The following is a 24,800-nucleotide window of genomic DNA, read 5'->3' as shown; positions in this document are numbered from 1 at the left end:
TACACTGGGCACATGCCTGAGCCAGTCACACCGGACGCCGCCAATGCCGTCGAGGTGCAGAATCCGTATGTCAGTGTCCCCTCCGGACCCAAGCGGGTGCGCACCAGGCATTTCCAGAACGCGAAACAGCAGGGCATCCCGATCACGGGCCTGACCAGCTATGACATGCTCACCGCGCAGATCTTCGACCAGGCCGGGATCGATTTCCTCCTCGTGGGCGATTCGGCCGGCAACAACGTCTTCGGCTACGAGACCACCCTCCCGGTCACGGTCGACGAGCTCATCCCCCTCACGCGCGCCGTCGCCCGCGCCGTGACCCGCGCCCTCGTGGTGGCGGACATGCCGTTCGGCACCTACGAGACCGGTCCGTCCGAGGCCCTGCACACCGCAGTGCGGTTCATGAAGGAGGCACAGGCCCACGCGGTCAAGCTCGAGGGTGGGGTGCGCAGCCGCAAGCAGATCTCCCGGATCGTCTCGGCCGGAATCCCTGTGATGGCCCACATCGGCTTCACCCCGCAGAGCGAGCACGGTCTGGGCGGCCACATCATTCAGGGCCGTGGTGCCGCCGCCGACCAGCTCATGGCCGACGCCCTCGCGGTGCAGGAGGCGGGCGCGTTCGCGGTGGTTCTGGAGATGGTGCCCTCTGCGGTGGCGGCCCTGGTCACCGAGAAGCTCGACATTCCCACCATCGGCGTGGGCGCCGGCCCGGATGTCGACGGCCAGCTCATGGTCTGGACCGACTTCGCGGGCATGACCGGCGGCCGGGTGCCCCGCTTCGTTCGGCAGTACGCCAATATGCGTTCGGCGCTCACGGACGCCGTGCACGCCTTCAAGGCCGACGTCGACTCCGGCGCCTATCCCGGCCCCGAGCACAGCTACGAGTAGCCCCGCGCAGGAGGACCTGCCGGCGGTCTACCTGTCGTCGGCGGCGTCGTCCTCGGCCCACTTCGCGCTGTTCGCGCGGAGTTTGTCCAGGGCGTGCGTCGCCTCGTCGAACGTCGCGAACGGACCCACGCGGTCCACCGACGGGGAGAGCAGACCCTTCTCGACGGCTCCCGTGCGCATGTTGTACCAGAACTGGTGCTCAGTATCTTCGGCCATAAGCTTGATCCTATGCCTAAGGATTCCATCGGTCACCTCATTCCGGGAGCCGTGTCCAGCCACCGCTCCGTTCCCTCCCAGATCCCCCGTCCGGAGTACGTCGGACGGACCGCACCGGCCCGGTTCACCGGCTCCGACGTGTACTCCCCCGACCGCATCGCCCTGATCCGCGAGTCGGGCCGGATCGCCGCCGAAGCCATCCAGGAGGTCGGCCGCGCCGTGCGCCCCGGCGTCACGACGGAGGAACTGGACCGGATCGGCCACGAGTACGTGATCGGCCAGGGCGCCTATCCCTCCACGCTGGGGTACCGGGGCTACCCGAAGTCGCTGTGCTCGTCGGTGAACGAGGTCATCTGCCACGGCATCCCCGACGACACCCTGCTGGAGAACGGCGACATCGTGAACATCGACATCACCGCGTTCAAGAACGGCGTGCACGGAGACTCCAACGTCACCTTCATCGTCGGGGAGGCCTCGGAGGAGGTCACCCTGCTCGTCGACCGCACCCGGGAGGCCCTGGCCCGCGGCATCAAGGCCGTTGCCCCCGGGCGTCAGGTCAATGTGATCGGCCGCACGATCGAGTCCTACGCGAAGCGGTTCGGCTACGGCGTCGTGCGGGACTTCACCGGCCACGGTGTGGGTGAGGCATTCCACTCCGGCCTGATCATCCCGCACTACGATTCGGCGCCGCAGTACGACACCGTCATGGAGGTCGGCATGGTCTTCACGATCGAACCCATGCTCACCCTGGGCACGAGCGAATGGGACATGTGGGCGGATGACTGGACCGTGTTGACGAAGGATCGCAGCATCACCGCCCAGTTCGAGCACACCCTCGTGGTCACCGAACGCGGCGCCGAAATCCTGACCCTCCCGTAGCCGGCTGCCGAAGCTGCCGCGCGTAGCCGGTAGATTGGCTGCATGAGTTCATCCACTGCCATCGGCATCGATATCGGCGGAACCGGCATCAAGGGGGCCGTGGTCGACCTGTCCACCGGCGCCCTGCTTTCCCCCCGTGTCAAACTGCCCACCCCCAAGGGCGGCCGCCCGCAGGACATCATCGAGACCACGCGGCAATTGCTCGCCACGGTCTCCAGCGGCACCAGCGACCTTCCGATCGGCGTCTGCTTCCCGGCCGTCGTCAAGCACGGGCACACCATGTCCGCAGCGAACGTGTCGGACAAGTGGATCGGCCTGGCCGCGGAGAGGCTCTTCGAGAAGGGTCTGGGCGTTCCCATCCATTTCGTCAACGACGCCGACGCGGCCGGCTACGCCGAGTCGCAGTTCGGCGCCGCCCGCGACGTGGACGGTGTGGTCCTGCTGACCACGCTGGGCACGGGCATCGGCACCGCGCTGATCAACGACGGTGAGCTGGTGCCCAACACCGAACTCGGCCACCTCGAGATCGACGGCGTGGACTACGAGACCCGCGCGGCGTTCTCGGCCAAGGAACGCGACAACCTCAGCTGGGAGAAGTGGGCGGCCCGGCTGCAGAAGTACTACAGCCGGTTGGAAGCCCTGTTCACCCCTGACCTGTTCATCGTCGGCGGCGGCGTGTCGAAGCACCACGAGGACTTCCTGCCGTTGTTGCACCTGGACACGCGCATCATTCCGGCCGTACACCGCAACAACGCGGGTATCCTCGGCGCAGCGGCTCTGGCCGTGAAGTACGCACCCGTCACGGCCTGATCCGGGCCGGCAGTGCTCTAGGTCGGCACCGCTCTAGGCCGCTTCGACTCCTGCACCTGAGGACCGAGCGCCCTGGCGGTCCCGGCGCGCCCGCCACCACTGCCGCACCCGGTGAGCGACCCGCCGCACCGACAGTGTGATCCGGTGCGCGGCGGGGAACTCGGTGCCCAGCACCGCCACCCCCACGAACACGATGAGCCAGCCCGGGCCGGGAAGCGGCACCAGGATCAGGCCGATGACGATCACCGCCAGCCCAGCGGCCCCCACCAGGAACCGGTACGGGGTGCGCAGGCGCGGGTGCCGGTGGATCCAGGCACGCGTCCGGGTCAGCAGCTGCCGAAGCCTCGCGCCCGGTCCAGGAGCGCCCGGCAGGCTGTCCGGTCCCGTGGCGGGGTGCGTACCGGGCGGGTATGACGAGGTGGTGGCCATGGGCCCAGCGTAGAAGCCCTTCCTGACCGCCGCCACCCCCGCCGGGATGGTCACGCGGGACTCCCAGGTTGGGGGGAATGGGCCGGCTGGTACGCCGGGTTCTGTCCCTGCTTGCGCTCTGGACGGCCATCTATCTCGGGACTACGTTGCCGCAGCCCTCTAGCGGTCTACCCGGGAACTCGGCGAGCAGCCTTGACGTTCCCTGTGTGACCTTGCTCCGGACGAGGTTTACCGAGCCAGCCAGGTCACCCTGGCCGCTGGTGGTCTCTTACACCACCGTTTCACCCTTACCCTGGGCCGAGGCCCGGGGCGGTCTATTTTCTGTGGCACTGTCTCGCGGGTTGCCCCGGGTGGGTGTTACCCACCGTCCTGCTCTGTGGAGCCCGGACGTTCCTCGGCATCGCGGACTCCGAAGAGCCCGGATGACGCGACCGTCTTGCCGACCCATTCCGTCGTCGAGCCTACAGGCCTCCGGCGCCGGCGCCGTACCGGAACGGGCACAGGCCGGGTCGATCAGATGCCGGATTCCTCCGTGCGGACCAGGATGGCGCCGCAGTCCGGGCAGAAGACGATGTCGTCGGCCGGAGCGGCCCGCACGTCTTCGAGGTCGTTGCCGGTCAGGGTCATGGTGCAGCCACTGCAGGTGCGGGCCCGGAGCAGCGATGCGGCATTGCCGCGGCCGGCCACCCGGCGCTTCTCGTAGAGCGCGGCGAGGTCGGCGCCGATGGCGGAGACGATGGCCTCCCGGTCGCGGGCCAGCTCGCCGAGCTGACGGTTCAGGTCCACCAGGAGCACGTCGCGGTCCGCCTCGATCTCGGCGACCCTGGTCGCCACGGCGGCACGTTCGGCCTCGGTCTCGGCGACGGCGGCTTCCTTCTCCTCCAGCCGTTCCATCACCGCGAGTTCGATCTCCTCGAGGGCGGACAGGCGGCCGGTCAGAGCGGCGAGTTCGGTCTCCAACGCCTGCACGTCTTTGATCGAGGAGGTGTGCTGGGCACGGTCGGTGTCCCGGGCGATCCGCTTCTCCACGACCTCCACGTCGGACTCGATCCGGCGCAGCTCGATCCGGGCATCCTCGACCTCGCCGGTGCGGCCCGTGAGGACTGTCTTGGACGCGTCGAGGGTGCGCGCGAGCGACGCGAGCTCGGCGTGCTGGGGAAGCGCCTTCGCCTGGTGTTCGACCTGCTGCAGACGGATGTCGAGGGCCTGGAGCCGCAGGAGTTCTTTCTGCTCTGGGGGGGATGCCTTCACAATGTCCTGACCTTCATGATTATGGAGTTTGAAATGAGCGGGGGTGAGCGGGGCTCACTGGGTGACGGCGAAGTCCCATGGGTCGGTGCGCAGTTCGCTGACCGTCACGCGGATTCCGGGCAGCGCCTGCCGGAGCGCGGCGGCCGCGACGTCCAGCCACAGCCATTCGCTGGCCCAGTGTGACACGTCGATGAGGGCAGGGCCAACCCCGGCGAGCACGGACTGTTCCCGGGACTCCGACGCCGGGTGGTGGCGCAGGTCGGAGGTGATGAAGGCATCCGCGCCGCGCACCAGCGGTTCGCGCAGAAGCGAGTCTCCGGCGCCGCCACAGAGGGCGATGGTCGACACGACGTCTCCGTAGCCGCCCGCGACGCGCACGCCGGATGCCGTCGGCGGGATCAGGTCGGCCAGTCGCCGGGCGAGGTGCCCCAGCGTGGTGGGTTCGGGGAGCCTCCCGACCCGGCCGATGCCGGTGCCCTGCGTGTCGCCCGCGGTGATCGGGCGCACGTCGACGAGGCCCAGTCGCTGGGCGAACACGTCGGACACGCCGTCGGCGACGATGTCGGCATTGGTGTGCGCGGCCAGGAGGGCGCAGTCGGCGCGGATGAGCCTGGCCAGCAGGGCGCCCTTGTAGCCGTCTTCGGCCACGGTCGTCACACCGCGCAGCAGCAGCGGATGGTGCGCAAGCAGCAGGTCGGCGCCGGACTCGACGGCCTCGGCGACAGTGTCCGCCACGGCGTCGACGGCCAGCAGGATGGAGTCCACCCGGTGCGCGGGGTCGCCGCTGATCAGGCCCGGCGCGTCCCAGTCCTCGGCCCCGGAGAGCGGCCACAGGTCATGGGAGACCCGGGCTACTTCAGCAAGCGAGAATGACACCCCATCAGCCTACTTGTCGGCGGGCGGGCACGGGGACGCGGACCGGCCGTTCACCAGCCGAGGGTTCCCGGTGCGCCCTTGAACGGACCGACGATGCGGTCGGTGATCCAGCCGCCGTAGAAGTCGCCCGGCTGGGCCCGCACGGTCTCCCCGTCCACGGTGCACTCGTCCAGACGGCCGGGGTACACGGCCACCCGGCCGGCCAGCGCCTCGAATCCGGCCAGCGGAGCCGGGTAGTACCAGGCCACGGCGTCCGCGTGGACGTCGCCCACGACGACGCTGAGGTAGGACGCCAGTCCCTTGTACTCGCACACGCTGTGCCCGTTCACGGGCACCAGCACTCCGGGCGCGAAAGCGGTTCGCGGCAGGTAGTAGGTCGGCGGATGGCTGGTCTCCAGCACCCGGACGCTGTCACGCGTGTCGGCGATCACCCGGCCGTTGAACCGGAGGACGACGTGCTCGGAGGTGGGCTCCACCCGCGGCGGCCGCGGGTAGTCCCAGACGGATTCCTGGCCGGGGCCGGGAGTCTCACGATTCCGATGGGTCCTGTCCATGGGACTACCGCGGGCGCAGACCGGCGCCGTACACGGCCGCCTGGGTGCGCCGGGCCATTCCGAGCTTGGCGAGCAGGCCGGACACGTAGTTCTTGACGGTCTTCTCGGCCAGGTCGAGCTGGTCGCCGATCTGTCGGTTCGTCAGTCCCTCGGCGATGAGCTCGAGCACCTGGCGCTCCCGCGTGGTCAGGTTGGACGCCGGGGAATCGGCGGCGGTGCCGGTGAGTTCGGTGACCACCTTGCGGGTCACGGCCTTCTGCACGAGCGATTCGCCGCGGGCGACCCGCCGGATGGATTCGACGAGGTGTTGGCCGCGGATGTCCTTGAGGACGTAGCCGGCGGCGCCGGCCAGGACCGCTGAGTAGCTGGCCTCGTCGTCGTCGTAGGCGGTGAGCATGAGGCACTGCACGCCGGGGTTGGCCGACCGGATGGTGCGGCACACGTCGATCCCGCTGCCGTCGGGCAGCCGGACGTCGAGGACGGCCACGTCGGGCACGGTGGCCGCGACCCTGGCCACCGCCTGACGGGCCGTTGAAGCCTCGCCGACCACCTCGAGGTCGGGTTCGGCGTTGATCATGTCCGCGATTCCGCGGCGCACGACCTCGTGGTCATCCACCAGGAAGACTCGGATCATGACGGTTCCTTTCGTACGGGTTCGGGTTCGATGCCGGCGGTCCAGCGTAGTCGGCTGCCGCCCCTGGCCCGGTTCTCGAGAACGACGTCACCGCCCCATTGTTCGGCGCGCGCCGCGAGGTTGGCCAGGCCGCTGCGCCGGTCGGATTCCGTGACGCCGACACCGTTGTCGACGACCTCGATGACGACGAGATCGTCGCCCACGCTGAGGTTGACGACGGTTTCGGTGGCCTCGGCGTGGCGGACCACGTTCATCAGGCCCTCACGGATGACCGCGGCGATATCGTCGGACATCGCCGGAGGGGTGAGCAGGTCGATCGGACCGGTGAAGACCAGCCGAGGTGTCTGCGGGAAGAGGGACGCCAGCTCGCTGAGCAGGTCGATGACGCGATGCCGGATGGAGCCGCGGTCCCGGCTGGTCTGCGCGGTCAGGGCGAAGATCGCGGTGCGGATCTCGACGATGGCCACGTCGAGGGCGACGACCTCCTCGATGATGCGTTCACGCACATCCGCATCGTCGACGGATCCGCTGATGGCCTGCAGGCCGATGCCCGCGGCGAAGACCCGCTGGATGACGTTGTCATGCAGGTCCCTGGCGATTCGGCTGCGGTCCTCGAGCAGGGCCAGCTTCTGCCCGGCGGTACGCCCGCGGGCGAGCTCGAGCGCCACGCTGGCCTGGCCGGCGAAGTCCGCCGCCATCTCCAGGTCGCTCGTCGTGAAGCGGGGCCGGCCGGTCGAACGGGAGACCGTCATGACGCCGTGGGTGCGGCCGGAGGCCAGCAGCGGGATGACCATGGTCGGGCCGAGCACGAGCTGGGCGTCCGGCTGGTCCAGGCTGGCTCCGCCGTCGGCGGTGAGGATGGGCTGGCCGCTGTCGAAGGCGCGCCCCACGGTGGTCCCGGTCGACGGGATGACGAGGCCCTTGACCCGCTTGGCCTGGGTGCCGCGGGCGGTGTCGACGATGAGGGTGCCCTCCCCCGCTGCCAGGACAACGCAGACCAGATCCGCGTCGGCGAGCGAGGCGAATCTGTCGGCAAGGAGTTCGAGCGAGGCATCCGCCCGGTCGGACAGCAGGGCCGCGCTGATCTCCGCTGACGCGGCCGACCAGCGCTGCCGCCGCCGGGTCTCGTCGAACAGCCGGGCGTTGTCGATCGCGATGCCCGCCGTGGCGGCGAGGGCCGTCAGGAGCTCCTCGTCCTCCTCGCTGAAGCCGCCGGAGATCTGATTAGACAGGTAGAGGTTGCCGTACACCTCGCCGCGCACCCGCACAGGGACACCGAGGAAGCTGTCCATCGGCGGGTGGTGTGCCGGGAAGCCCGAGGACCGCGGGTCGTCACCCAGGTGGGTGAGGCGGATGGCGTGCGGGTCGTCGATGAGCGCGCCCAGAAGGCCGTGCCCGGCCGGCAGGTGCCCGATGCGGGCGGCCAGCTCATCGGGGATCCCCACATGGATGAACTGCTCGAGGTTGCCGCTGGGCGCGATGACGCCGAGGGCGCCGTACTGGGCGCCGACGAGGTCGACGGCCACATCCACGATGCGCCGAAGGACCGCAGCGAGGTCGAGTTCCTCGACGACGGCCTGGCTGGCCTGCAGCAGGCTGCGCAGCCTCCCCTGGGTGGCGAGCACCTTCTGGGCGTTGAGGACGAGTTCGGACAGCGCCTGATCGAGGGCCGACCGCGGCCCGTCGGGAAACGAGAGCCTGGTCTCAGGAACGGTCACAGAATGCGTCCCCTTTCGGTTCGCGCTAGCCCAAAGTGTAACTGACTGGGACCTTCGGCCCTTTCGCAGTTTAGGGGATCTTGCCACCCTGGAGACATGGCATCTCCCGACGCACCACCGGGAAGAACTGGAGATCAACTCATGGTTGAGAGAGTGATCGTAGCCGTTGACGGGGGGCCGGCGAGCCGGGCCGCCCTGGACTGGGCGTTGGCCAGAGCCGCCACCGTGCCGATGAGGCTGGAGTTGACCACGGTCGTCGAACTGGGCTGGTCGCCGGTTGACGGGCTCGACGACGATTTTCAGCCGGTGTATGAGCGGGCCCTGGCCGAGGCCACCCGGTTCGTCGAGAAAAACCTCCCTGAGCTCAAGACCCTGAGCGTCGTCCGTCGCGGTTCCCCCGTGGACGAGCTGGTGCGCGCCGCGGCCGATGCCGACCTGATCGTGATCGGCACCAACAAGACCGGCGCGCTCGCCGGAGCCGTGCACGGAACCCTGCCGCTCAAGCTCGCCGACCATGCGCCCTGCGCCGTCGCGGTGGTCCCCGCCGGCTGGGTCTCCGGCGGCGACCGCGTCGTCGTGGGAGTCGAGGACGACGGTACCCAGGACGCCCCCCTCCGCGCGGCCGCGGCAGAGGCCGTCCGGCTCGGGCAACCCCTCGACGTCGTGCACGCCTGGTCCATCCCCGCCACGCTGGGCGTCGACTTCGGTGCCGCGGTCCCGTACGACGCTCTCATCGAAGCCCACACCGACATCGTGGACCGGGCCCTGCAGCAGGTCACCGCCGCCCACCCCGGCCTGGCCGCTTCAGCGGTCCTCATGCAGGGCGCGGCGGCGCCCGTGCTCGTCGAAGCGGCCGCGACGGCGACCGTCCTGGTGGTCGGCACCCACGGGCGTGGGGCCGTCGCCGGCCTGATTCTCGGGTCGGTGAGCCACGACGTGCTCCTGAACATGCCGTGCCCGGTCCTGGTTGTGCCCCCCGCCCGGGCGGACGCGGACACCAAGCGGTCGGGGGCGACCTCATGAGCGCCACGTATTACATCGGAGTGGACGGCTCGGGCCCCAGCCGCGCGGCCCTCCGGTGGGGCGTACGCCGGGCCTCCGAGCGCGGTGCAGCGGTGGTCCTGGTGAACACCGTCGACGACGAGTGGGGCCTGGTCGGACGGGACGCCGCCGCCGACGCCGAACGCCAGGCCAGGGAACTCCTCTCCGAGGAGTCCGCCCGGGTCGACGCCCTGCACACCGGGGTGAGCCTGACCACCCGGATCGTGCACGGTGGGACGGCGTGGGAACTGGCCAAACTGCCCAGCCCCGAAGACCTGCTCATCGTCGGTACCCACAAGACCGGGTTCCTCCGCGGCCGGGTACTCGGCTCCCGCAGCGTACAGATCGCGTCAGCGGCACGGTGCTCTGTCGCCATCGTCCCCGACACGACCCTCGAATCCCGCCACGACGTCGTCGTCGGCATCGACGGCACCGAGGGCTCCCTCCCCGCCGTGCAGATGGGCGCGCAGGAGGCGGACCGCCTCGACCAGGACCTGCTCCTGGTCTACGCTCCACCCACCCTGCAACGAGCGGAGTCGAACCGGGCCGAATCCCGCTCCGACTCCCCCGACGACCGAAGCCCGCAGACCGCCGGCCTGATGAGCCGCGCGGCGGCCGTGGCGGCGGCCACGTCCTCCCGCATCACGGTGCGGCGCCGGGTAGCCCACCGGGACCCCGCCGAGGCCCTGCTGGACGCGAGCTTCGACGCGGCACTGCTGATCCTGGGCGTGTCGGCACGGCACGGCGACAGCAGCCTGATCGGCTCGGTGACCCACGATGTGCTGATGAACATCAACGTTCCCGTGCTCATCGCCCGGGGCGCTGCGACGACGCACGAGTCGGCGTCACGCGTCTCGGCGGTCAGCGTCTGAACTGACCAGGCGCCTGCCTCAATAGTCGAATTCGTCGAACTGCGGCGACCCGACCACTGCGCCCGCCCACGCCGAAGACGAGGGGCGCCCGCGGCGGGTGACTTTCCGGTGCAACGCCTCCGTGGTGGCCGTCTCGGTCAGCTCGGCGAGAACGTCGGCACTGGTGACACTGACCAGCTGACTCGCCGAGCCGATGAGAAACTGGGCCCGGCCCGGGCTGCCGTCATCGGAGATGACCGGGATGTCCACGACATCCGTCTCTCGGCGGTTGCTCAAAGCCTCGGCGTACCGCATCACCGCGTCAGCGAGGTCGCTGCCGGTGACGATGGATCCCCCAGGATGGAAAATTCGTTTCATGGCGCACCCCTGCTGGTTCACGTGACAACTCGGTCGTGAAGCCGGGGTCTGGGGCTCTACGAGCGATTCTACGACGGTGACCGTCAGAGCGCGAGGTCGCCGCTCACGATTTGCGCGGCGACGTCGGCCAGCGGCACGCCGTTCGACCGCGCATGCGTGCGAATGAGGGTGAACGCCTCGTCCATACTGGCCCCGCGGGTGTAGGCCACAACGCCCTTCGCCTGCTCGATGACCACGCGGCTGCTCAGCGCGTACTGCAGCTGCTGGCGGGCGACATCGCTTTCCCGCAACGCCCGCTCCTGCAGGATCCCGATGGTGGCGACGTCGGCGAGGGCCTGCACCGTCGGCGAGTCCTCCTCGGGCAGCCCGCCGGTACGTTCCCAGAAAAGGTTGAGGGAGCCGATGGTCGTCGCGCGCAGGCGCATCGGCACGGAGAACATGGATCCGAAGCCCTGCTCGAGGGCGCCGTGCCGGAAACGGGGCCATTTGGGGCCGGATGCGTCGATGTCGGGCACGGAGACGGAGTGGCCGGTGATGACACTTTCCACGCACGGGCCGCTGCCGCTGCGCAGCTGCAGGATCTCGACCAGCCGGCTGCGTTCGTTGGTGGACGCGACGACTTCGAATTCCTCCTCGTCGGTGAGGATGATGCCGGCCGCGGAGGCTTCGAACAGCGGCACGCACTTGGAGACCAAGGAGTGCAGCAGATCAAGGAGGTCGTACCCGACGACGAGCGTGTCGGCCAGTGTCACGAAGGCCTCGACGAGCTGGCCTTCACGGGTCTTTGTTGCCATCACTCCATCATAATGAGTCGGACGAGGGCCCAGACGGGGATGCCCACTCATCGGCGAAATCCAATCGCCTGGCCACGATGTCGGCCGCGACCTCACGGACCGTACGGCCCCGCGCGAAAGCGTAGCCCGTGATGACCAGGTGTGCGTCGGCCGCGCTCACCCCGAGTTGGGCGAGGACCATTCCGGTGGCCTGGTGCACCTCCCGGCGGGAGAAGCCGTCGCCGTCGTCGTCAGGGCCCGGTTGGGGCTGGTCCGCCAGGCTGCGGCGGAGCACCTGCCGGGCGCAGATTGTCGCCAGGGTCGTGGCATCGCCCACCTGGACATCGGTCAGCGTGGCCGGCTGCCGGCTGTACAGGTCCACGGCGCCGATATTGAGGCTGCCCAGGGCCAGCGGGAACGCGAAAAGCGACCCCACCTCGGCGGCCCCGAGCGCTTCGGTGAACAGCGGCCAGCGGGTGTCGTCGGTGCGGAAATCCCCGCTGAGCACCGGACGGCGGTGGGTCAGCGCATCCCAGCATGGGCCCTCGCCGAGGTCGAACTGCAGTTCGTCGAGCCGGGCCGCTTGGGCGTCGCTGGCGCAGAGCGTCTCGGAGCCGAACGGCGGGCCGAGCGTGGAGATGGCGGCGCCGGTGACGGGCAGCACCCGCAGGAACGGGCGGCACAGACTGGTGCGGCGTTCGAAGGCGAGCGACAGCTCCTCGACGGCGGCCCCGAAGGCCAGGCGATCAGACATGAGCACCCTCGACCTGGGCGGCCGTCTCCTGCCGTGATGCCATGGTGACCTCGCAACCGCCGGGCCCACCGGGCCCGGGTGTGGAACAACGGTGTGGGAACTCTACAAAAAGTGTGGGCCCTACCGGGCTCGAACCGATGACATCCACGGTGTAAACGTGGCGCTCTACCAACTGAGCTAAAGGCCCCGACCGGAACGAACCGGGTCAGGATGGAACAAGCCTACGACACAACGTCAGCTGCCGGAAAACGACGGCGCCGGATGCAGTTCGTCCAGGGCCGCGCGGTAGGCCTCGAGCGAACGGGCCTGCCCCGGCGCGGTGATGAAGCTCGCCCGGATGATGCCGTTCGTGTCGATGAGGAACGTCGCCCGGTTGGCGAAGCCCTTGTCCTCGAGGAACACCCCGTACTCCTTCGCGACAGACCCGTGCGGCCAGAAGTCGGCGAGCAGCGTGAAACCGTAGCCCTGCTGCTCTCCCCACGCCCGCAGGGTGTGCCGCGAGTCGACCGAGATACCGATGAGCTCGACGCTGTTGTCGGCGAAGAGGCCCAGATTGTCCCGCAGCTCGCACAGCTCACCGCTGCAGATTCCGGAGAACGCGAGGGGGAAGAAGACCAGGGCGACCGACTTCTCGCCTCGGTAGCGGCTGAGTTGAATGGTCTCGCCGAATTGACTGACGAGTTCGAAATCCGGAGCCTGGGTGTCGTTCTCCAGTGCCATGGTGCGTGTCCTTCCCGGCCACCGGGAAACGATGGCTGAATACGGGGGGACAGCCTAGCTGCCGAACCCGGGCGCTCCAACCCGGACGATCCGCCCGGGGTGTCCCCGGTTCGTCGGTCGTGGACGTGCCACCGGCGAACACGCCCCGTCCCGTGCACGCTTCCCAGCAAGAATCACTAGGCTGACGTGGTGCCTTTCGGTCGTGACCCGGCCGGGCTGTGTCCGGCACGCCTAACCAGGCATGATCCTTCCCCCACACGATCTGCCCTACAGAAAGAGGTCGAGTGTGACTGTCAACGACCAAGACCCGTACTCCATGGATAACACGGACGCCGATCCCGAAGAGACGAGCGAATGGTCGCAATCTCTCGAAGCGCTTGTCGCGGCCAACGGTCCGGCCCGGGCCCGCGAGATCATGCTCAGCCTGCTCAAGCGCTCCAAGGAACTGCACCTCAACGTCCCGATGGTTCCGACCACGGACTACATCAACACCATCGCCTCGACGAACGAGCCCGATTTTCCCGGCGATGAAGACATCGAACGCCGCTACCGCGCCTGGATCCGCTGGAACGCCGCCGTGCTCGTGCACCGCGCCCAGCGCCCCGGCATCGCCGTCGGCGGCCACATCTCCACCTACGCGTCGTCCGCCGCGCTCTACGAGACCGGCTTCAACCACTTCTTCCGCGGCCAGGACCACCCGGGCGGCGGCGACCAGATCTTCATCCAGGGTCACGCCTCCCCCGGTACCTACGCCCGTGCCTTCCTCGAGGGCCGCCTGAGCGCCAACCAGCTGGACGGATTCCGCCAGGAGAAGTCGCACGCGCCCGACGGCATCTCGTCGTACCCGCACCCGCGCCTGATGCCGGAGTTCTGGCAGTTCCCCACGGTGTCGATGGGCCTGGGCCCGATCAACGCGATCTACCAGGCGCAGCTGAACCGCTACCTCACCAACCGCGGCATCAAGGACGCCAGCGACCAGCAGGTCTGGGCGTTCCTGGGCGACGGCGAGATGGACGAGGTCGAAAGCCGCGGCCAGCTCCAGGTCGCCGCGAACGAGGGTCTCGACAACCTCAACTTCATCGTCAACTGCAACCTGCAGCGCCTCGACGGCCCGGTGCGCGGCAACGGCAAGATCATCCAGGAGCTGGAGAGCTTCTTCCGCGGCGCCGGCTGGAACGTCATCAAGGTGGTCTGGGGCCGCGAGTGGGACGACCTGCTCTCCCGCGACACCGACGGCGCCCTGCTCAACCTCATGAACGTCACCACGGACGGTGACTACCAGACCTACAAGGCCGAAAGCGGCGCCTACGTGCGCGAGAACTTCTTCGGCCGCGACCCCCGCGCGCTGAAGCTCGTCGAGGGTTACACCGACGACCAGGTCTGGAACCTCAAGCGCGGCGGCCACGACTACCGCAAGGTCTACGCGGCGTTCAAGGCGGCATCCGAGCACAAGGGCCAGCCCACGGTCATCCTGGCGAAGACGGTCAAGGGCTACGGCCTTGGCCCGAGCTTCGAGGGCCGCAACGCGACCCACCAGATGAAGAAGATGACGCTGGACAACCTCAAGACGTTCCGCGACAGCATGCACGTGCCGATCACGGATGCCCAGCTCGAGGCCAACCCGTACCAGCCGCCGTACTACACCCCTGGCGAGAACGACGAGGCCATCCAGTACCTGCACGAGCGCCGTCGCGCGCTGGGCGGGTACCTGCCGGAGCGTCGGAGCAAGTACACCCAGGTGAACCTGCCGGACGACTCCACCTACGCCATCACCAAGAAGGGCTCCGGCACCCAGGAGATCGCCACCACCATGGCGTTCGTCCGGTTGCTCAAGGAGCTGCTGCGCTCGAAGGACTTCGGCCACCGCATCGTGCCGATCATCCCCGACGAAGCCCGCACCTTCGGCATCGACGCGTTCTTCCCGAACGCGAAGATCTACAACCCCAACGGCCAGCACTACACCTCCGTTGACCACGCCCAGCTGCTCGCCTACAAGGAGAGCCCGCAGGGCCAGATCATCCACGTGGGCATCAACGAGGCCGGCGCCCTCGCCGCGTTCACCAACGTCGGAACGTCGTACGCCACCCAGGGTGAGCCGCTCATCCCGGTCTACGTCTTCTACTCGATGTTCGGCTTCCAGCGCACCGGCGACGCCATGTGGGCCGCCGGCGACCAGATGACCCGCGGTTTCATGATCGGCGCCACCGCCGGCCGCACCACCCTCACGGGTGAGGGCCTGCAGCACGCCGACGGCCACTCGCCCCTGCTCGCCTCGACCAACCCGGCCGTCGTGTCCTACGACCCGGCGTTCGGCTACGAGATCGGGCACATCGTGCGGTCCGGCCTGGAGCGGATGTACGGCGGAACCCACACCGACCCGAACGTCATGTACTACATCACGGTGTACAACGAACCGCAGGTACAGCCGGTCGAACCCGCCGATGTGGACGTGGACGGAATCATCCGCGGCATCCACCGGGTGTCGGAGTCCACCGTCGCCGGGCCGAAGGCTCAGCTGCTGGCCTCCGGCGTCGCGGTGCCGTGGGCACTCGAAGCGCAGACCCTGCTCGCCGAGGACTGGGGGGTGTCCGCCGATGTCTGGTCGGTGACCTCCTGGGCCGAGCTGCGCCGGGACGGCCTCGCGGCTGAGGAGCACAACTTCCTCTACCCGAACGAGGAGCCGCGCACGGCCTACGTGACCGACAAGCTGGCCGACACGGCCGGCCCGTTCGTCGCGGTGAGCGACTTCATGCACGCCGTGCCCGACCAGATCCGCCAGTTCATCCCCGGCGACTTCGCGACGCTGGGAGCGGACGACTTCGGTTTCTCCGACACCCGCCCCGCCGCCCGCCGGTTCTTCAAGATCGACGGCCCGTCGATGGTGGTGCGCACCCTGCAGCAGCTGGCCAACAGCGGCGAACTGGACCGCAGCGTCATCCAGCAGGCCATCGACAAGTACAGCCTGCACGACGTCTCCGCCGGCACGACCGGCTCGGCCGGTGGCGAGAGCTAACTGACCCGTGGCACCGGCGCCGAAGACAAAGGAACAGACCCTCACCTGGTTGCGCACGATTTCAGGTGAGTTGTCCACGGCGACGCTGAAACGACTCGAGGACACGCTGCCCTGGTATGGCGATATGCCACCAGGGCGGCGGTCCGCCGTCGGCCTGGTGGCCCAGGCCGGCATCACCTCCTTCATCTCCTGGTACGACGATCCCCGGTCCACCCCGTGGATCGCCGCGGACGTCTTCGGCGCAGCACCCCGGGAGCTGCTCCGCTCGGTGAGCCTGCAGCAGACCCTGCAGCTGATCCGGGTCACCGTCGAGGTCGTCGAGGAGCGCGTCAAGGACGGCTCCGAAACGCTGCGCGAAGCGATCCTGCTGTACTCCCGCGAGATCGCCTTCGGCGCGGCGGATGTCTACGCCCGCGCCGCCGAGGCACGCGGGCTCTGGGACGCCAGGCTCGAGGCCCTCGTGGTGGACTCGATCCTGTCCGGCGAGTACGACGACGAGCTGCCCAGCCGCATCGCGGCCCTGGGCTGGCACGGTCACGGCGAGGTCTGCGTGCTCGTCGGCACCACCCCCAAGATGCTCGACGTCGACCAGTTACGCCGGTCAGCCCGGCACATGACCGCCGACGTGCTCATCGGGGTGCAGGGCAACCGGCTGGTCCTGGTCATCGGCCGGGCCCACCCCACCGTGCAGGACTCCGACGAGGCGACCGGCCCGCCGGCACTGACCTTCCTGGACATCGCCCTGCAACTCGAGCCCAGCTTCGGGCCCGGCCATCTCGTGCTCGGACACGAGGTGCCCAACCTCGTCGACGCCTCCAAGAGCGCCAAGGCCGCCCTGGCCGGTTTCGCCGTCGCCCGGTCCTGGCGGAACGCGCCCCGGCCCGTGCAGGCCGACGACCTGCTTCCCGAACGCGCCCTCGCCGGCGACCCGCTGGCCCGGGCGACCCTCATCCATCGCATCTACCGCCCCCTGCAGGCGCACTCCACGGAGCTGCTCACCACCCTGTGGTGCTACCTCGACAACGGCCGGTCGCTCGAGGCCACGGCGCGGGAACTGTTCGTGCATCCCAACACCGTCCGCTACCGGCTCAAACGGGTCTCCGAAGTCATCGGCTACGACGCCACGGGAGCCAGGGAAGCCCTGATCCTGCAGGCAGCGCTCATCATCGGGTCGATCAGCGACCACGACGGATCGACCCGGCGACGCTGAGGCGACAGAGCCGGGGCGACAGAGCCGGGGCGACAGAGCCGGGGCGACAGTGCCGCCGTTTGCGTTTCCGGACAAACGTCTGGCGGATACTCGGTAGATTATCCACACCCCCCGTCTGTTCCGAGTTGGGAGACTTAGGAAATGATTGTTGTCGTCTGCCCCGGTCAAGGCTCACAAACGCCCGGATTCCTCGAGCCGTGGTTGCAGAACCCTGACTTCGCCGACCGTCTCGCGGCCATGTCCGCCCCGTCCGGCACCGACCTCGTCACCGCGGGGACCGTCAGCGACGCGGACACCATCCGCGACACGGCGATCGCCCAGCCCCTCATCGTGGCGGCCGGCCTGCTGGCCCTGGACGCCCTCTTCGCCGACGGCCGCCGGGAGGGCATCGGCGGCATCGCGGGCCACTCGGTCGGCGAGATCACCGCGGCCGTCGGAGCCGGAGTGCTCGGCAGTACCGACGCGCTCACCTTCGTCGGCGAGCGTGGCCGGGCCATGAAGGCCGCCGCCGCCCTCACGCCGACCGGTATGAGCGCGGTCCTCGGCGGTGACGAGGCCGAACTGCTCGCCCGCCTCGCCGAGCTCGACCTCGAACCGGCCAACTTCAACGGGGGCGGCCAGATCGTCGTCGCCGGATCCCTCGACGCTCTCGCGGCCCTCGCCGCCGAACCCCCGGCCAAGGCCAGGGTCATTCCCCTGCAGGTCGCCGGCGCGTTCCACACCCGCCACATGCTGCCCGCCGTGCAGCACCTGGACGCGGTGTCGCGCACCCTCTCACCGCAGAATCCGACCCTTCCGCTCTGGACCAACCGGGACGGCACGTCGGTCGCCAACGGCGCGCGCTTCGTCGAACTTCTCGTCGGCCAGGTCTCGTCGCCGGTACGGTGGGACCTGTGCATGCAGGCGTTCACCGACGCCGGCGTCACCGGAATCATCGAGGTCGCCCCCGCCGGCGCCCTCGTCGGACTGGCCAAACGCGCCCTGCGGGGCATCCCGAGCGTGGCCATCAAGACCCCGGACGATCTGCCTGCCGCATACGAACTGATCGACCACCAGGCCTGAATCAGCCCAGTCGCCACCGGAAGAGACGAATGACCCAGCCACAACTCCTGCAGTCGCAGGGCGCCCAGTACACCCGCATCCTCTCTGTGGGCGCCGCCCGCGGCGACCTCGTCGTCCCCAACGACGACCTGGTCGGCCCGATCGACTCCTCCGACGAGTGGATCCAGCAGCGCACCGGAATCATCACCCGCACCCGGGCCAGCCAGGACGTGCTCGCGGTCGATCTCGCCACGACGGCGGCCCTGGAGGCCGTCGAGAAGAGCGGCATCCGCGCCGACCAGATCGATGCGATCATCATCGCCACCATCAGCAACGGTCGTCAGACCCCGTCGATGGCCGCCGTGGTCGCCGACCGCATCGGCGCCGTCCCGGCCGCCGCCTTCGACCTCAACGCCGCCTGCGCCGGCTACGCCTACGGCGTCGCCCAGGCCGATGCCCTGATCCGGTCCGGCGCGGCTCACTACGCGCTGGTCATCGGCGCCGAGAAGCTCTCCGACATGGTCGACCCCACCGATCGCAGCATCTCGTTCCTTCTCGGCGACGGCGCCGGCGCCGTGGTCATCGGCCCGAGCGAGTACCCGGGCATCTCCGCCTCGGTCTGGGGTTCGGACGGACGCGCAGACGCCGTGGGCATGAACGCCACACTGCAGGAGTACCGCCGCGGCGAGCAGGAGTGGCCCACGCTCCGCCAGGAAGGCCAGACCGTCTTCCGCTGGGCCGTCTGGGATATGGCCAAGATCGCCAAGCAGACCCTCGAGGCCGCCGGCATCACGGCCGACCAGCTGGCCGCCTTCATCCCGCATCAGGCCAACATGCGAATCGTCGACGAGTTCGCCAAGCAGCTCAAGCTGCCGGAGTCCGTCGTGATCGCCCGCGACATCGCCACGACGGGGAACACCTCCGCCGCGTCGATCCCCCTTGCCACCCACCGCCTGCTCGAGGAACACCCCGAGCTCAGCGGTGGTCTTGCCCTCCAGATCGGCTTCGGAGCCGGCCTGGTTTACGGCGCGCAGGTGGTTGTGCTGCCGTAGCTGTCCTCTGTCCATCTAAACTGAATCTCGGTCAAACGAGACACCCTCAAGGAGAAAACACCATGGCATTGTCCACCGAAGAAGTTCTTGCCGGCCTGGCCGAGCTCATCAACGACGAGACGGGCATCGCAACCGACACGGTTGAGCTGGACAAGTCGTTCACCGACGACCTGGACATCGATTCCATCTCGATGATGACCATCGTCGTCAACGCTGAAGAAAAGTTCGACGTCAAGATCCCCGACGAAGAGGTCAAGAACCTCAAGACCGTCGGCGACGCCGTCGAGTTCATCGTCAAGGCCCAGGACTAGGTCCACGCCCGAACGGGCCGGCTGGCAACTGCCGGCCGGCCCGTTTTCCAGGGACGCTCCATCCGGGGTCGTTGCCTCGTTTCGCGTACGTTCTCACTCGCGCTCGTTTTGACGGAGAGTCGTTGTTATGACCAAGAAAATCGTTGTCACCGGTCTCGGTGCCACCTCCCCCCTCGGCGGGACCGCCACAGATTCCTGGAACGCCCTCCTCGCCGGCGAGTCCGGCGCATCCACCCTCGACTATGAGTGGGTCGAGCGCACCGCGCTCCCCATCACCTTCGCCGCCCAGGCCCGGGTCAAGCCCATCGACGTCCTCGCACGCCACGAGACCAAGCGCCTCGACCCGTCCAGCCAGTTCGCCCTCATCGCCGGCCGTGAGGCCTGGGCCGATGCCGGCATGCCCGCGGTCGAGCCCGAACGGCTCGCCGTGGACTGGGCCACCGGCATCGGCGGGGTCTGGACCCTGCTGGACGCCTGGGACACCCTCCGCGAACGTGGCCCCCGCCGCGTCCTGCCGATGACGGTTCCCATGCTCATGCCCAATGGCCCCGGAGCGGCCATCGGCATGGACCTGCACGCGCGCGCCGGCATCACCACCGTGGTGTCCGCCTGCGCCTCGAGCACCGAGTCCCTCGTGAATGCCTACAACCGCCTGCAGGCCGGTCTCGCCGACGTCGTCATCGCCGGCGGTTCGGAGGCGGCCATCCACCCGCTGCCCATCGCATCCTTCGCCGCCATGCAGGCGCTGTCCAAGCGCAACGACGACCCGGCAACGGCCTCCCGCCCCTACGACGTCACCCGGGACGGATTCGTGCTCGGTGAGGGCGCCGCTGCGCTGGTCGTGGAGACCGAGGAGCACGCCCTGGCCCGCGGCGCACACATCTACGCGGAACTGCTCGGCGGCTCGATCACGAGTGACGCGTACCACATCACCGCGCCGGACCCCGAGGGCTCCGCTGCGGCACGCGCCATGATCCAGACCATCCAGAACGCCGGCGCCGACCTGGCCGACGTGATGCACATCAACGCGCACGCCACCAGCACGCCCGTGGGCGACATCGCCGAGTACAACGCGCTGCGCCGCGTCTTCGGCGACCTGCTCGAGGGCATCCCCGTGTCGGCCACCAAGGCCTCCACCGGGCACCTGCTCGGCGGCGCCGGCGCGATCGAGGCGCTGTTCACGGTCAAGGCCCTGGCCGAGCGGATACTTCCGCCGACCATCAACCTCACCGAGCAGGATGCCGCCATTCCCCTGGACGTCGTCACCTCGCCCCGGGCACTGGGTGCCGGAGACCTGCTGGCGATCAGCAACTCGTTCGGGTTCGGCGGCCACAACGCCGTCGTCGCGTTCCGGTCGGTCTAACCCGCCCGCACGTCGCTGAAGCCGGCGCCCGACCACGGTCGGGTGGCCGGCTTCTGTCGTAGTCGCCCGGCCCCAGCACGCGCTGTCTCAGCCCGCACTGTCTCAGCCCGCGCGGTGCAGCCAGACCACGCTCGAGAAGTCACCGGCGTGCCGGAACGCCTCCAACTCGTCGTCCCAGGCCTGCCCGAGCACCCGGTGCAGCTCGTGCTGCAGCGCGGTCGGGTCCGTTCCCGCGGTGGACATGGCCGCCCGCAGCCGGTTCTCGGGCAGCACGACGTTGCCCGCCGTGTCGGTCTGGGCGAAGTGGATGCCCAGGGCCGGGGTGTGCACCCAGCGGCCGCCGTCGCGGCCCGGGCCGGGATCCTCGGTCACCTCGAACCTCAGGTGCTCCCAGCCCAGCAGCTCGGAGGCGATGGCCGCTCCGCTTCCCGGCGCCCCCTCCCAGTAGAACTCGGCACGTTGGGCGCCGGGAAGCACGGGCTGCGCGCTCCACTCGAAACTGACCGCCTCGTCGAGCGCTCGGCTGGCTGCCCACTCCACGTGCGGGCACAGGGCGCGCGGTGCCGAATGCACATACAAAACTCCCCGCGCAGTCGGTGACTGACGAGCATGGGGTGCCGTCATCGTGTTCTCCGTTCCCTGGTTGTTGTTCGAGGTGCGTCTTCCCCAACGAACTCGACTGCAACAACTGTGGAACCGGGACCAGACCGACGGATGCGGGCTATGGGCGGTGCTATTAGCTGAATTATGCCCCACCCACCCGGGAAATCACAACGAAGCGACCGTGCGTTATGTATATTCGGTATAGCTTTAGTGGATTTCGGAGGCACGGTGTCGGTACGCAACTCGCTCCTGGCCGTGCTGACCATGGGCCCCGCCTACGGCTTCCAGCTGCACGGCGAACTCGCCCGTCGCACCGGCGGACGCCGCTCGGTGAACGTGGGCCAGATCTACGGCACCCTGGAGCGCCTGATGACCCAGGGCGCCGTCGAATCCGCCGGGACGACGGCGGACGGCCTGCCCCTGTACGGGCTCACCGACACGGGCCGCACCGAGGCCGTCGCCTGGCTGCACGACACCCGCAGCAGCTCCGGCGACGAGTGGAACGACATGCTCGAGCGCGTCATGATCGCCTCGTCGCTCCCCCACATCGACCTCACGGTCGTGCTGGCCGGCTACCGGTCGGCGTGGCAGTCCCGGCTCGCGGCGCAGGCGACGGAACCGGACTCCGGTCAGGACCTGCTGGCCGACGCCGCGGACGCCGCCCAGGGCCGTGCGGCGCTGGCGTGGCTCACCGCGGTCGCCGGCCTGGCCGGGGAGCAGGGCGACGGCCCGCCATTGCACCGTGAACTCAGCGTTCTGCGCCCGAGGCGAGGCCGGCGACCCTCTCCTGCAGCGGCTTCAGGTCCGCCGCGCTGAGTCCCGACAGCTGAGTTCCCGACAGCTGAGTCCGCTACTTCGCGTCGGCGTAGCTGTCCACCACAACACAGGTCAAGGGGAAATCGACCGGGAAGTCGCCGAAGAGCAACCGCCCCGCCGTCGCCGCAGCCTCGCCCACGATGCGCGCGACATCGTCGGCCAGGGCCGCCGGGGTGTGCACGATGACCTCGTCGTGCAGGAAGAAGACCAGGTGCGGTACGGAGGCGAAGGGGCCGGGCGCTGAGCGCGCCGCCCCGGACTCCGGGGCCGCCGCTGAGGAGAGCGCCCACAGGCCCTTCCGGATCTCGGCCATCCAGCACAACGCCCACTCCGCTGCGGTGCCCTGAACGATGAAGTTGCGGGTGAACCGTCCCCAGTCCCCGGCCTGACTGCGTGCCCGCCGCTGCGCCGCGGAGCCGGCGCCGTCCTCGCTCCCCCTGGCCTGCTCGTCCTGCCAGTCCGGGCCGGGGCGGGGTGAGGACCGCCCCAGCCGGGTGCTGACGATGTCGCCGCGCTCCCCGGCCCGTGCCGCGGATTCCGTGAGCGCCAGCGCCCGCGGGTACGCCCGGGCCAGCCTGGGCAGCAGGCGCCCGCTCTCCCCCGAGGTGGCGCCGTACATGGCGCCGAGCATGGCGACCTTCGCGTGGGCGCGTGTCTCCACCACACCGCTGGCCACGATGCCCGCGTAGAGGTCGGTTCCTCGGCCTGCCGAGGCCATGGCCGTGTCCGCCGACAGGGCAGCCAGGATGCGAGGTTCCAACTGGGCGGCGTCGGCCACGACGAAACGCCATCCGGGGTCGGCCACCACGGCTCCCCGGATCTGCCGGGGCAGCTGCAGCGCCCCGCCACCGCGGGTGGCCCAGCGACCGGTCACCACGCCGCCCGGCAGGTACTCGGGGTGGAACCTGTCGTCGACGATCCAGGTCTCCATCCAGTACCACCCGTTGGCGCTCTGCAGCCTGGCGAGTTTCTTGTAGCGCAACAGCGGTTCGATCACCGGGTGCGACAGCTTCTCCAGCTCCCAGGCCCGGGTCGTCGTCACTTGCACCCCGGCACGGTTGAGCGCGCGGAGCAGCTCGGGGGGTGAGTCCGGGTTGACCGTCTGGTCGCCGAGTTCGTTGCGGATGCGGACCGCGAGCGCCTCCAGGCGGGCCGGGCGTTGGCCGGTCGCCGCTCTGGGGCCCAGTTCAGCGGTCAGCAGGGTGTCATGGATGGCACTGCGCCACGGCAGCCCGGCGAACTGCATCTCAGCCGCGATCAGGGCGCCGACCGACTCAGCGGCCAGGAGCAGCCGCAGCCGGCCGGGTTCGGCGCTGGCAGCGACGGCGGCCAGTTGCGCCAGGAACTCCGTGCGGGCGTCCTCGTCCTGCGTCTCGCCGCCGGCCTCCGCCGCGCCGCCCAGATCCATGTCGAAGAGGGTGGAACCCGCCGTCTCCGGGCGGGGAACGGCGGCCGGCGCATCCCACCGGCCTGCCGGAGCGTTCGCCAGCGCGCTCGCGCCGGTCAGGGCGGAGTTCCGCAGGATGGCGTGGCAGAGGCGGAGGTCGTGGCAGCGTTGCACGCGCAGACGGGCGCGCAACAACAGCGGATAGATCTCCGCGGTGTCCTCCCACACCCAGCGGACACCACCGTCCTCCCTGGCGCGGGCGTGGACCGCGAAAGCCGCGTCGGAGAGCGTCACGTCGGTACCGGTGCCGGCCGGTCCCGTGGGGGCGCCGTCGGCGTCGAGTTCCCTGAGCCGCACCCGGTCCGGGCGCGTTCGGGTCACCAGAATGTACACACTCCATTGTCCCGCACCGGGACCGGTCCCGCAGCGGAACCGGTCCCGCAGCTGGGTCAGGCCCGGGGGAAGATGGCGACCGGCACGGGAACGTGCACGATCTGCTTGGTGTATCCGCCGGCGCCCGCGGAGGACTCGGCCGAGATCGTCATCGCGAAGTCGAGCATGACGCCATAGGTGTCCGCGCTCAGGGTGCCGATCTGGTTGGACTCCAGTTGGAAGCCGCCCTTGGGCGAGGTGATGAGCAACCCGTCCGCCGAGCGGAGCGCCTCGGGGTCGAGGGTGACCAGGAGGGGGTCGGTGTCCAGGACGAACGGCGACACGGACGCACCGCTGGTCGTCGAGGTCGTGGCGGTCACGGAGATGTTGGACATGTAGACCAGGCGCTTCGCCGCGAACGGCGCGTCGGCGGGGACGGACCGGTCGAAGACGTTGATGACGAAGGAGAACAGCTTCTCGCTGTCCGTGTACCACTCGTGGGTCTTCTGCTCCGTCCACATGTCCAGTTGCAACTCGAGGTCGTCGCCGATCATGAGGGTGGGGTGCACAGACCCCATGTCGGTGAAGACGGAGTCGAAGACGAGGTCCGGTGTCGCGGACGGCGTCGGCGTCGTGGCGGCGGCGACGTTCTGGAGCGGTTGCGCGCCGATCAGTGGGGTGAAGCTACTGCAGCCCGTGAGACCGAGGGCCAGCATTGTGAGGCCGCCGGCGAGGACGGTGCGGGAGGTGCGGGTACGAGGGAGGAACCGTCCGGGCATGGTTGGTACTTTCGGGAGGAGGCTGAAGGCAATTCCTCATATAGTGGCACAGATCTTCGCCTGTCCCGGCCATGCAGGGGGGGG

General features: G+C 69.2%; 26 protein-coding genes, 1 tRNA gene and 1 other RNA gene. 12 read left to right on the top strand and 16 right to left on the bottom strand.

The features are described 5' to 3' along the window. The first annotated feature begins 12 nt into the window (after nt 1–12). The gene (gene panB, locus PA27867_RS08530) at nt 13–885 is read left to right on the top strand and encodes a 3-methyl-2-oxobutanoate hydroxymethyltransferase (protein ID WP_084020903.1); all 873 of its coding nucleotides are present in this window, start codon (nt 13–15) and stop codon (nt 883–885) included. A gap of 27 nt (nt 886–912) precedes the next feature. On the opposite strand, the gene PA27867_RS08525 is transcribed toward panB, so the two are convergent. After that, a complete protein-coding gene (locus PA27867_RS08525) occupies nt 913–1,101 on the bottom strand; it encodes a hypothetical protein (RefSeq protein ID WP_066595281.1) in 189 nt (62 codons plus the stop codon). Between the two features lie 12 nt (nt 1,102–1,113). On the opposite strand from PA27867_RS08525, the gene map reads away from it, so the two are divergent. After that, on the top strand, nt 1,114–1,980 hold the full coding sequence (gene map, locus PA27867_RS08520) for a type I methionyl aminopeptidase (RefSeq protein WP_066595280.1): 867 nt from the start codon (nt 1,114–1,116) through the stop codon (nt 1,978–1,980). 42 nt (nt 1,981–2,022) lie between these two features. Then, complete coding sequence (gene ppgK / locus PA27867_RS08515) at nt 2,023–2,790, top strand: polyphosphate--glucose phosphotransferase (RefSeq protein WP_066595279.1); 768 nt, start codon at nt 2,023–2,025, stop codon at nt 2,788–2,790. Nucleotides 2,791–2,823: 33 nt separating this feature from the next. On the opposite strand, the gene PA27867_RS08510 is transcribed toward ppgK, so the two are convergent. The 7 genes from PA27867_RS08510 to PA27867_RS08480 form a co-directional block, all read right to left on the bottom strand. Then, entirely contained in the window at nt 2,824–3,273 is a 450-nt protein-coding gene (locus PA27867_RS08510) for a TIGR02611 family protein (RefSeq protein ID WP_236900885.1), read from the bottom strand. A gap of 20 nt (nt 3,274–3,293) precedes the next feature. Then, an RNA gene (gene rnpB, locus PA27867_RS08505) (RNase P RNA component class A) lies at nt 3,294–3,666 on the bottom strand. A gap of 66 nt (nt 3,667–3,732) precedes the next feature. Further along, a complete protein-coding gene (locus PA27867_RS08500) occupies nt 3,733–4,470 on the bottom strand; it encodes a zinc ribbon domain-containing protein (RefSeq protein ID WP_066595278.1) in 738 nt (245 codons plus the stop codon). 54 nt (nt 4,471–4,524) lie between these two features. Then, complete coding sequence (locus PA27867_RS08495) at nt 4,525–5,346, bottom strand: Nif3-like dinuclear metal center hexameric protein (protein WP_066595277.1); 822 nt, start codon at nt 5,344–5,346, stop codon at nt 4,525–4,527. A 50-nt stretch (nt 5,347–5,396) separates the two neighbouring features. Beyond that, nucleotides 5,397–5,900: a DUF427 domain-containing protein gene (locus PA27867_RS08490; RefSeq protein WP_066595276.1), complete on the bottom strand. Its 504-nt coding sequence runs from the start codon at nt 5,898–5,900 to the stop codon at nt 5,397–5,399. A 4-nt stretch (nt 5,901–5,904) separates the two neighbouring features. Beyond that, nucleotides 5,905–6,534 (bottom strand): response regulator, encoded by a 630-nt coding sequence (locus PA27867_RS08485; RefSeq protein ID WP_066595274.1) that lies wholly within the window; start codon nt 6,532–6,534, stop codon nt 5,905–5,907. Next, entirely contained in the window at nt 6,531–8,252 is a 1,722-nt protein-coding gene (locus PA27867_RS08480; RefSeq protein ID WP_066595273.1) for a GAF domain-containing protein, read from the bottom strand. The genes PA27867_RS08485 and PA27867_RS08480 overlap by 4 nt, the downstream gene beginning before the upstream one ends. A 141-nt stretch (nt 8,253–8,393) precedes the next feature. Here PA27867_RS08480 and PA27867_RS08475 point away from each other — a divergent pair, with 141 nt between their 5' ends. Then, nucleotides 8,394–9,275, top strand: a complete 882-nt coding sequence (locus tag PA27867_RS08475; protein WP_066595265.1) for a universal stress protein — start codon at nt 8,394–8,396, stop codon at nt 9,273–9,275. Further along, a complete protein-coding gene (locus tag PA27867_RS08470; RefSeq protein WP_066595263.1) occupies nt 9,272–10,165 on the top strand; it encodes a universal stress protein in 894 nt (297 codons plus the stop codon). The genes PA27867_RS08475 and PA27867_RS08470 overlap by 4 nt, the downstream gene beginning before the upstream one ends. 18 nt (nt 10,166–10,183) lie before the next feature. Here the strand turns inward: PA27867_RS08470 and PA27867_RS08465 are convergent, their stop codons facing one another. The 5 genes from PA27867_RS08465 to PA27867_RS08445 all read right to left on the bottom strand — a co-directional run bounded on the left by PA27867_RS08465 (nt 10,184) and on the right by PA27867_RS08445 (nt 12,769). Next, nucleotides 10,184–10,522, bottom strand: a complete 339-nt coding sequence (locus PA27867_RS08465) for a hypothetical protein (protein ID WP_157109164.1) — start codon at nt 10,520–10,522, stop codon at nt 10,184–10,186. 83 nt (nt 10,523–10,605) lie between these two features. Continuing rightward, nucleotides 10,606–11,316, bottom strand: coding sequence for a GAF and ANTAR domain-containing protein (locus PA27867_RS08460; RefSeq protein WP_066595259.1), 711 nt, complete (start codon nt 11,314–11,316; stop codon nt 10,606–10,608). A 7-nt stretch (nt 11,317–11,323) separates the two neighbouring features. Further along, complete coding sequence (locus PA27867_RS08455) at nt 11,324–12,049, bottom strand: GAF and ANTAR domain-containing protein (protein WP_084020897.1); 726 nt, start codon at nt 12,047–12,049, stop codon at nt 11,324–11,326. Between the two features lie 114 nt (nt 12,050–12,163). Next, nucleotides 12,164–12,236, bottom strand: a tRNA-Val gene (locus PA27867_RS08450). 47 nt (nt 12,237–12,283) lie between these two features. Next, nucleotides 12,284–12,769, bottom strand: coding sequence for a peroxiredoxin (locus PA27867_RS08445; protein ID WP_066595257.1), 486 nt, complete (start codon nt 12,767–12,769; stop codon nt 12,284–12,286). 286 nt (nt 12,770–13,055) lie between these two features. Here PA27867_RS08445 and aceE point away from each other — a divergent pair, with 286 nt between their 5' ends. The 6 genes from aceE to PA27867_RS08415 all read left to right on the top strand — a co-directional run bounded on the left by aceE (nt 13,056) and on the right by PA27867_RS08415 (nt 20,759). Next, nucleotides 13,056–15,782 carry a pyruvate dehydrogenase (acetyl-transferring), homodimeric type gene (gene aceE / locus PA27867_RS08440; protein WP_066595255.1) on the top strand — a complete coding sequence of 909 codons (2,727 nt, stop codon included), beginning with the start codon at nt 13,056–13,058 and terminating at the stop codon, nt 15,780–15,782. 49 nt (nt 15,783–15,831) lie between these two features. After that, nucleotides 15,832–16,992: a PucR family transcriptional regulator gene (locus PA27867_RS08435; protein ID WP_208857311.1), complete on the top strand. Its 1,161-nt coding sequence runs from the start codon at nt 15,832–15,834 to the stop codon at nt 16,990–16,992. Nucleotides 16,993–17,133: 141 nt separating this feature from the next. Next, the gene (locus tag PA27867_RS08430; protein WP_066595250.1) at nt 17,134–18,054 is read left to right on the top strand and encodes an ACP S-malonyltransferase; all 921 of its coding nucleotides are present in this window, start codon (nt 17,134–17,136) and stop codon (nt 18,052–18,054) included. Between the two features lie 29 nt (nt 18,055–18,083). Beyond that, nucleotides 18,084–19,085 (top strand): beta-ketoacyl-ACP synthase III, encoded by a 1,002-nt coding sequence (locus PA27867_RS08425; protein ID WP_066595248.1) that lies wholly within the window; start codon nt 18,084–18,086, stop codon nt 19,083–19,085. A gap of 62 nt (nt 19,086–19,147) precedes the next feature. Further along, on the top strand, nt 19,148–19,396 hold the full coding sequence (locus tag PA27867_RS08420) for an acyl carrier protein (RefSeq protein ID WP_022883990.1): 249 nt from the start codon (nt 19,148–19,150) through the stop codon (nt 19,394–19,396). Between the two features lie 127 nt (nt 19,397–19,523). After that, a complete protein-coding gene (locus PA27867_RS08415) occupies nt 19,524–20,759 on the top strand; it encodes a beta-ketoacyl-[acyl-carrier-protein] synthase family protein (protein WP_066595247.1) in 1,236 nt (411 codons plus the stop codon). A 102-nt stretch (nt 20,760–20,861) separates the two neighbouring features. Here the strand turns inward: PA27867_RS08415 and PA27867_RS08410 are convergent, their stop codons facing one another. After that, entirely contained in the window at nt 20,862–21,383 is a 522-nt protein-coding gene (locus tag PA27867_RS08410; protein WP_066595245.1) for a DUF3145 domain-containing protein, read from the bottom strand. Between the two features lie 207 nt (nt 21,384–21,590). Between PA27867_RS08410 and PA27867_RS21060 the strand changes: the two genes are divergently transcribed. Continuing rightward, entirely contained in the window at nt 21,591–22,178 is a 588-nt protein-coding gene (locus tag PA27867_RS21060) for a PadR family transcriptional regulator (protein ID WP_066599458.1), read from the top strand. 34 nt (nt 22,179–22,212) lie between these two features. Here PA27867_RS21060 and PA27867_RS08400 read toward each other — a convergent pair whose 3' ends face one another. Then, on the bottom strand, nt 22,213–23,958 hold the full coding sequence (locus PA27867_RS08400) for a bifunctional 3'-5' exonuclease/DNA polymerase (protein WP_066595241.1): 1,746 nt from the start codon (nt 23,956–23,958) through the stop codon (nt 22,213–22,215). A 56-nt stretch (nt 23,959–24,014) separates the two neighbouring features. Beyond that, on the bottom strand, nt 24,015–24,716 hold the full coding sequence (locus PA27867_RS08395; protein WP_066595240.1) for a hypothetical protein: 702 nt from the start codon (nt 24,714–24,716) through the stop codon (nt 24,015–24,017). Nucleotides 24,717–24,800: the final 84 nt, after the last annotated feature.

Origin of the sequence: Cryobacterium arcticum (assembly GCF_001679725.1) — a bacterium.
Lineage (GTDB): Bacteria > Actinomycetota > Actinomycetes > Actinomycetales > Microbacteriaceae > Cryobacterium > Cryobacterium arcticum_A.
The sequence above is the reverse complement of the archived record's forward strand: the minus strand, read 5'-3'. Positions and strand labels throughout refer to the sequence as shown.

What these genes read in the sequence shown, in the direction of transcription:
- PA27867_RS08415 (WP_066595247.1), top strand. Translation starts at nt 19,524, where the DNA reads ATGACCAAGAAAATCGTTGTCACCGGTCTCGGTGCCACCTCCCCCCTC.
- PA27867_RS08455 (WP_084020897.1), bottom strand. Translation starts at nt 12,049, where the DNA reads ATGTCTGATCGCCTGGCCTTCGGGGCCGCCGTCGAGGAGCTGTCGCTC.
- PA27867_RS08425 (WP_066595248.1), top strand. Translation starts at nt 18,084, where the DNA reads ATGACCCAGCCACAACTCCTGCAGTCGCAGGGCGCCCAGTACACCCGC.
- PA27867_RS08525 (WP_066595281.1), bottom strand. Translation starts at nt 1,101, where the DNA reads ATGGCCGAAGATACTGAGCACCAGTTCTGGTACAACATGCGCACGGGA.
- PA27867_RS08430 (WP_066595250.1), top strand. Translation starts at nt 17,134, where the DNA reads ATGATTGTTGTCGTCTGCCCCGGTCAAGGCTCACAAACGCCCGGATTC.
- ppgK (WP_066595279.1), top strand. Translation starts at nt 2,023, where the DNA reads ATGAGTTCATCCACTGCCATCGGCATCGATATCGGCGGAACCGGCATC.
- PA27867_RS08410 (WP_066595245.1), bottom strand. Translation starts at nt 21,383, where the DNA reads ATGACGGCACCCCATGCTCGTCAGTCACCGACTGCGCGGGGAGTTTTG.
- PA27867_RS08470 (WP_066595263.1), top strand. Translation starts at nt 9,272, where the DNA reads ATGAGCGCCACGTATTACATCGGAGTGGACGGCTCGGGCCCCAGCCGC.
- PA27867_RS08485 (WP_066595274.1), bottom strand. Translation starts at nt 6,534, where the DNA reads ATGATCCGAGTCTTCCTGGTGGATGACCACGAGGTCGTGCGCCGCGGA.
- PA27867_RS08490 (WP_066595276.1), bottom strand. Translation starts at nt 5,900, where the DNA reads ATGGACAGGACCCATCGGAATCGTGAGACTCCCGGCCCCGGCCAGGAA.
- panB (WP_084020903.1), top strand. Translation starts at nt 13, where the DNA reads ATGCCTGAGCCAGTCACACCGGACGCCGCCAATGCCGTCGAGGTGCAG.
- PA27867_RS08420 (WP_022883990.1), top strand. Translation starts at nt 19,148, where the DNA reads ATGGCATTGTCCACCGAAGAAGTTCTTGCCGGCCTGGCCGAGCTCATC.
- PA27867_RS08475 (WP_066595265.1), top strand. Translation starts at nt 8,394, where the DNA reads ATGGTTGAGAGAGTGATCGTAGCCGTTGACGGGGGGCCGGCGAGCCGG.
- PA27867_RS08445 (WP_066595257.1), bottom strand. Translation starts at nt 12,769, where the DNA reads ATGGCACTGGAGAACGACACCCAGGCTCCGGATTTCGAACTCGTCAGT.
- PA27867_RS08395 (WP_066595240.1), bottom strand. Translation starts at nt 24,716, where the DNA reads ATGCCCGGACGGTTCCTCCCTCGTACCCGCACCTCCCGCACCGTCCTC.
- PA27867_RS08460 (WP_066595259.1), bottom strand. Translation starts at nt 11,316, where the DNA reads ATGGCAACAAAGACCCGTGAAGGCCAGCTCGTCGAGGCCTTCGTGACA.
- PA27867_RS08465 (WP_157109164.1), bottom strand. Translation starts at nt 10,522, where the DNA reads ATGAAACGAATTTTCCATCCTGGGGGATCCATCGTCACCGGCAGCGAC.
- map (WP_066595280.1), top strand. Translation starts at nt 1,114, where the DNA reads ATGCCTAAGGATTCCATCGGTCACCTCATTCCGGGAGCCGTGTCCAGC.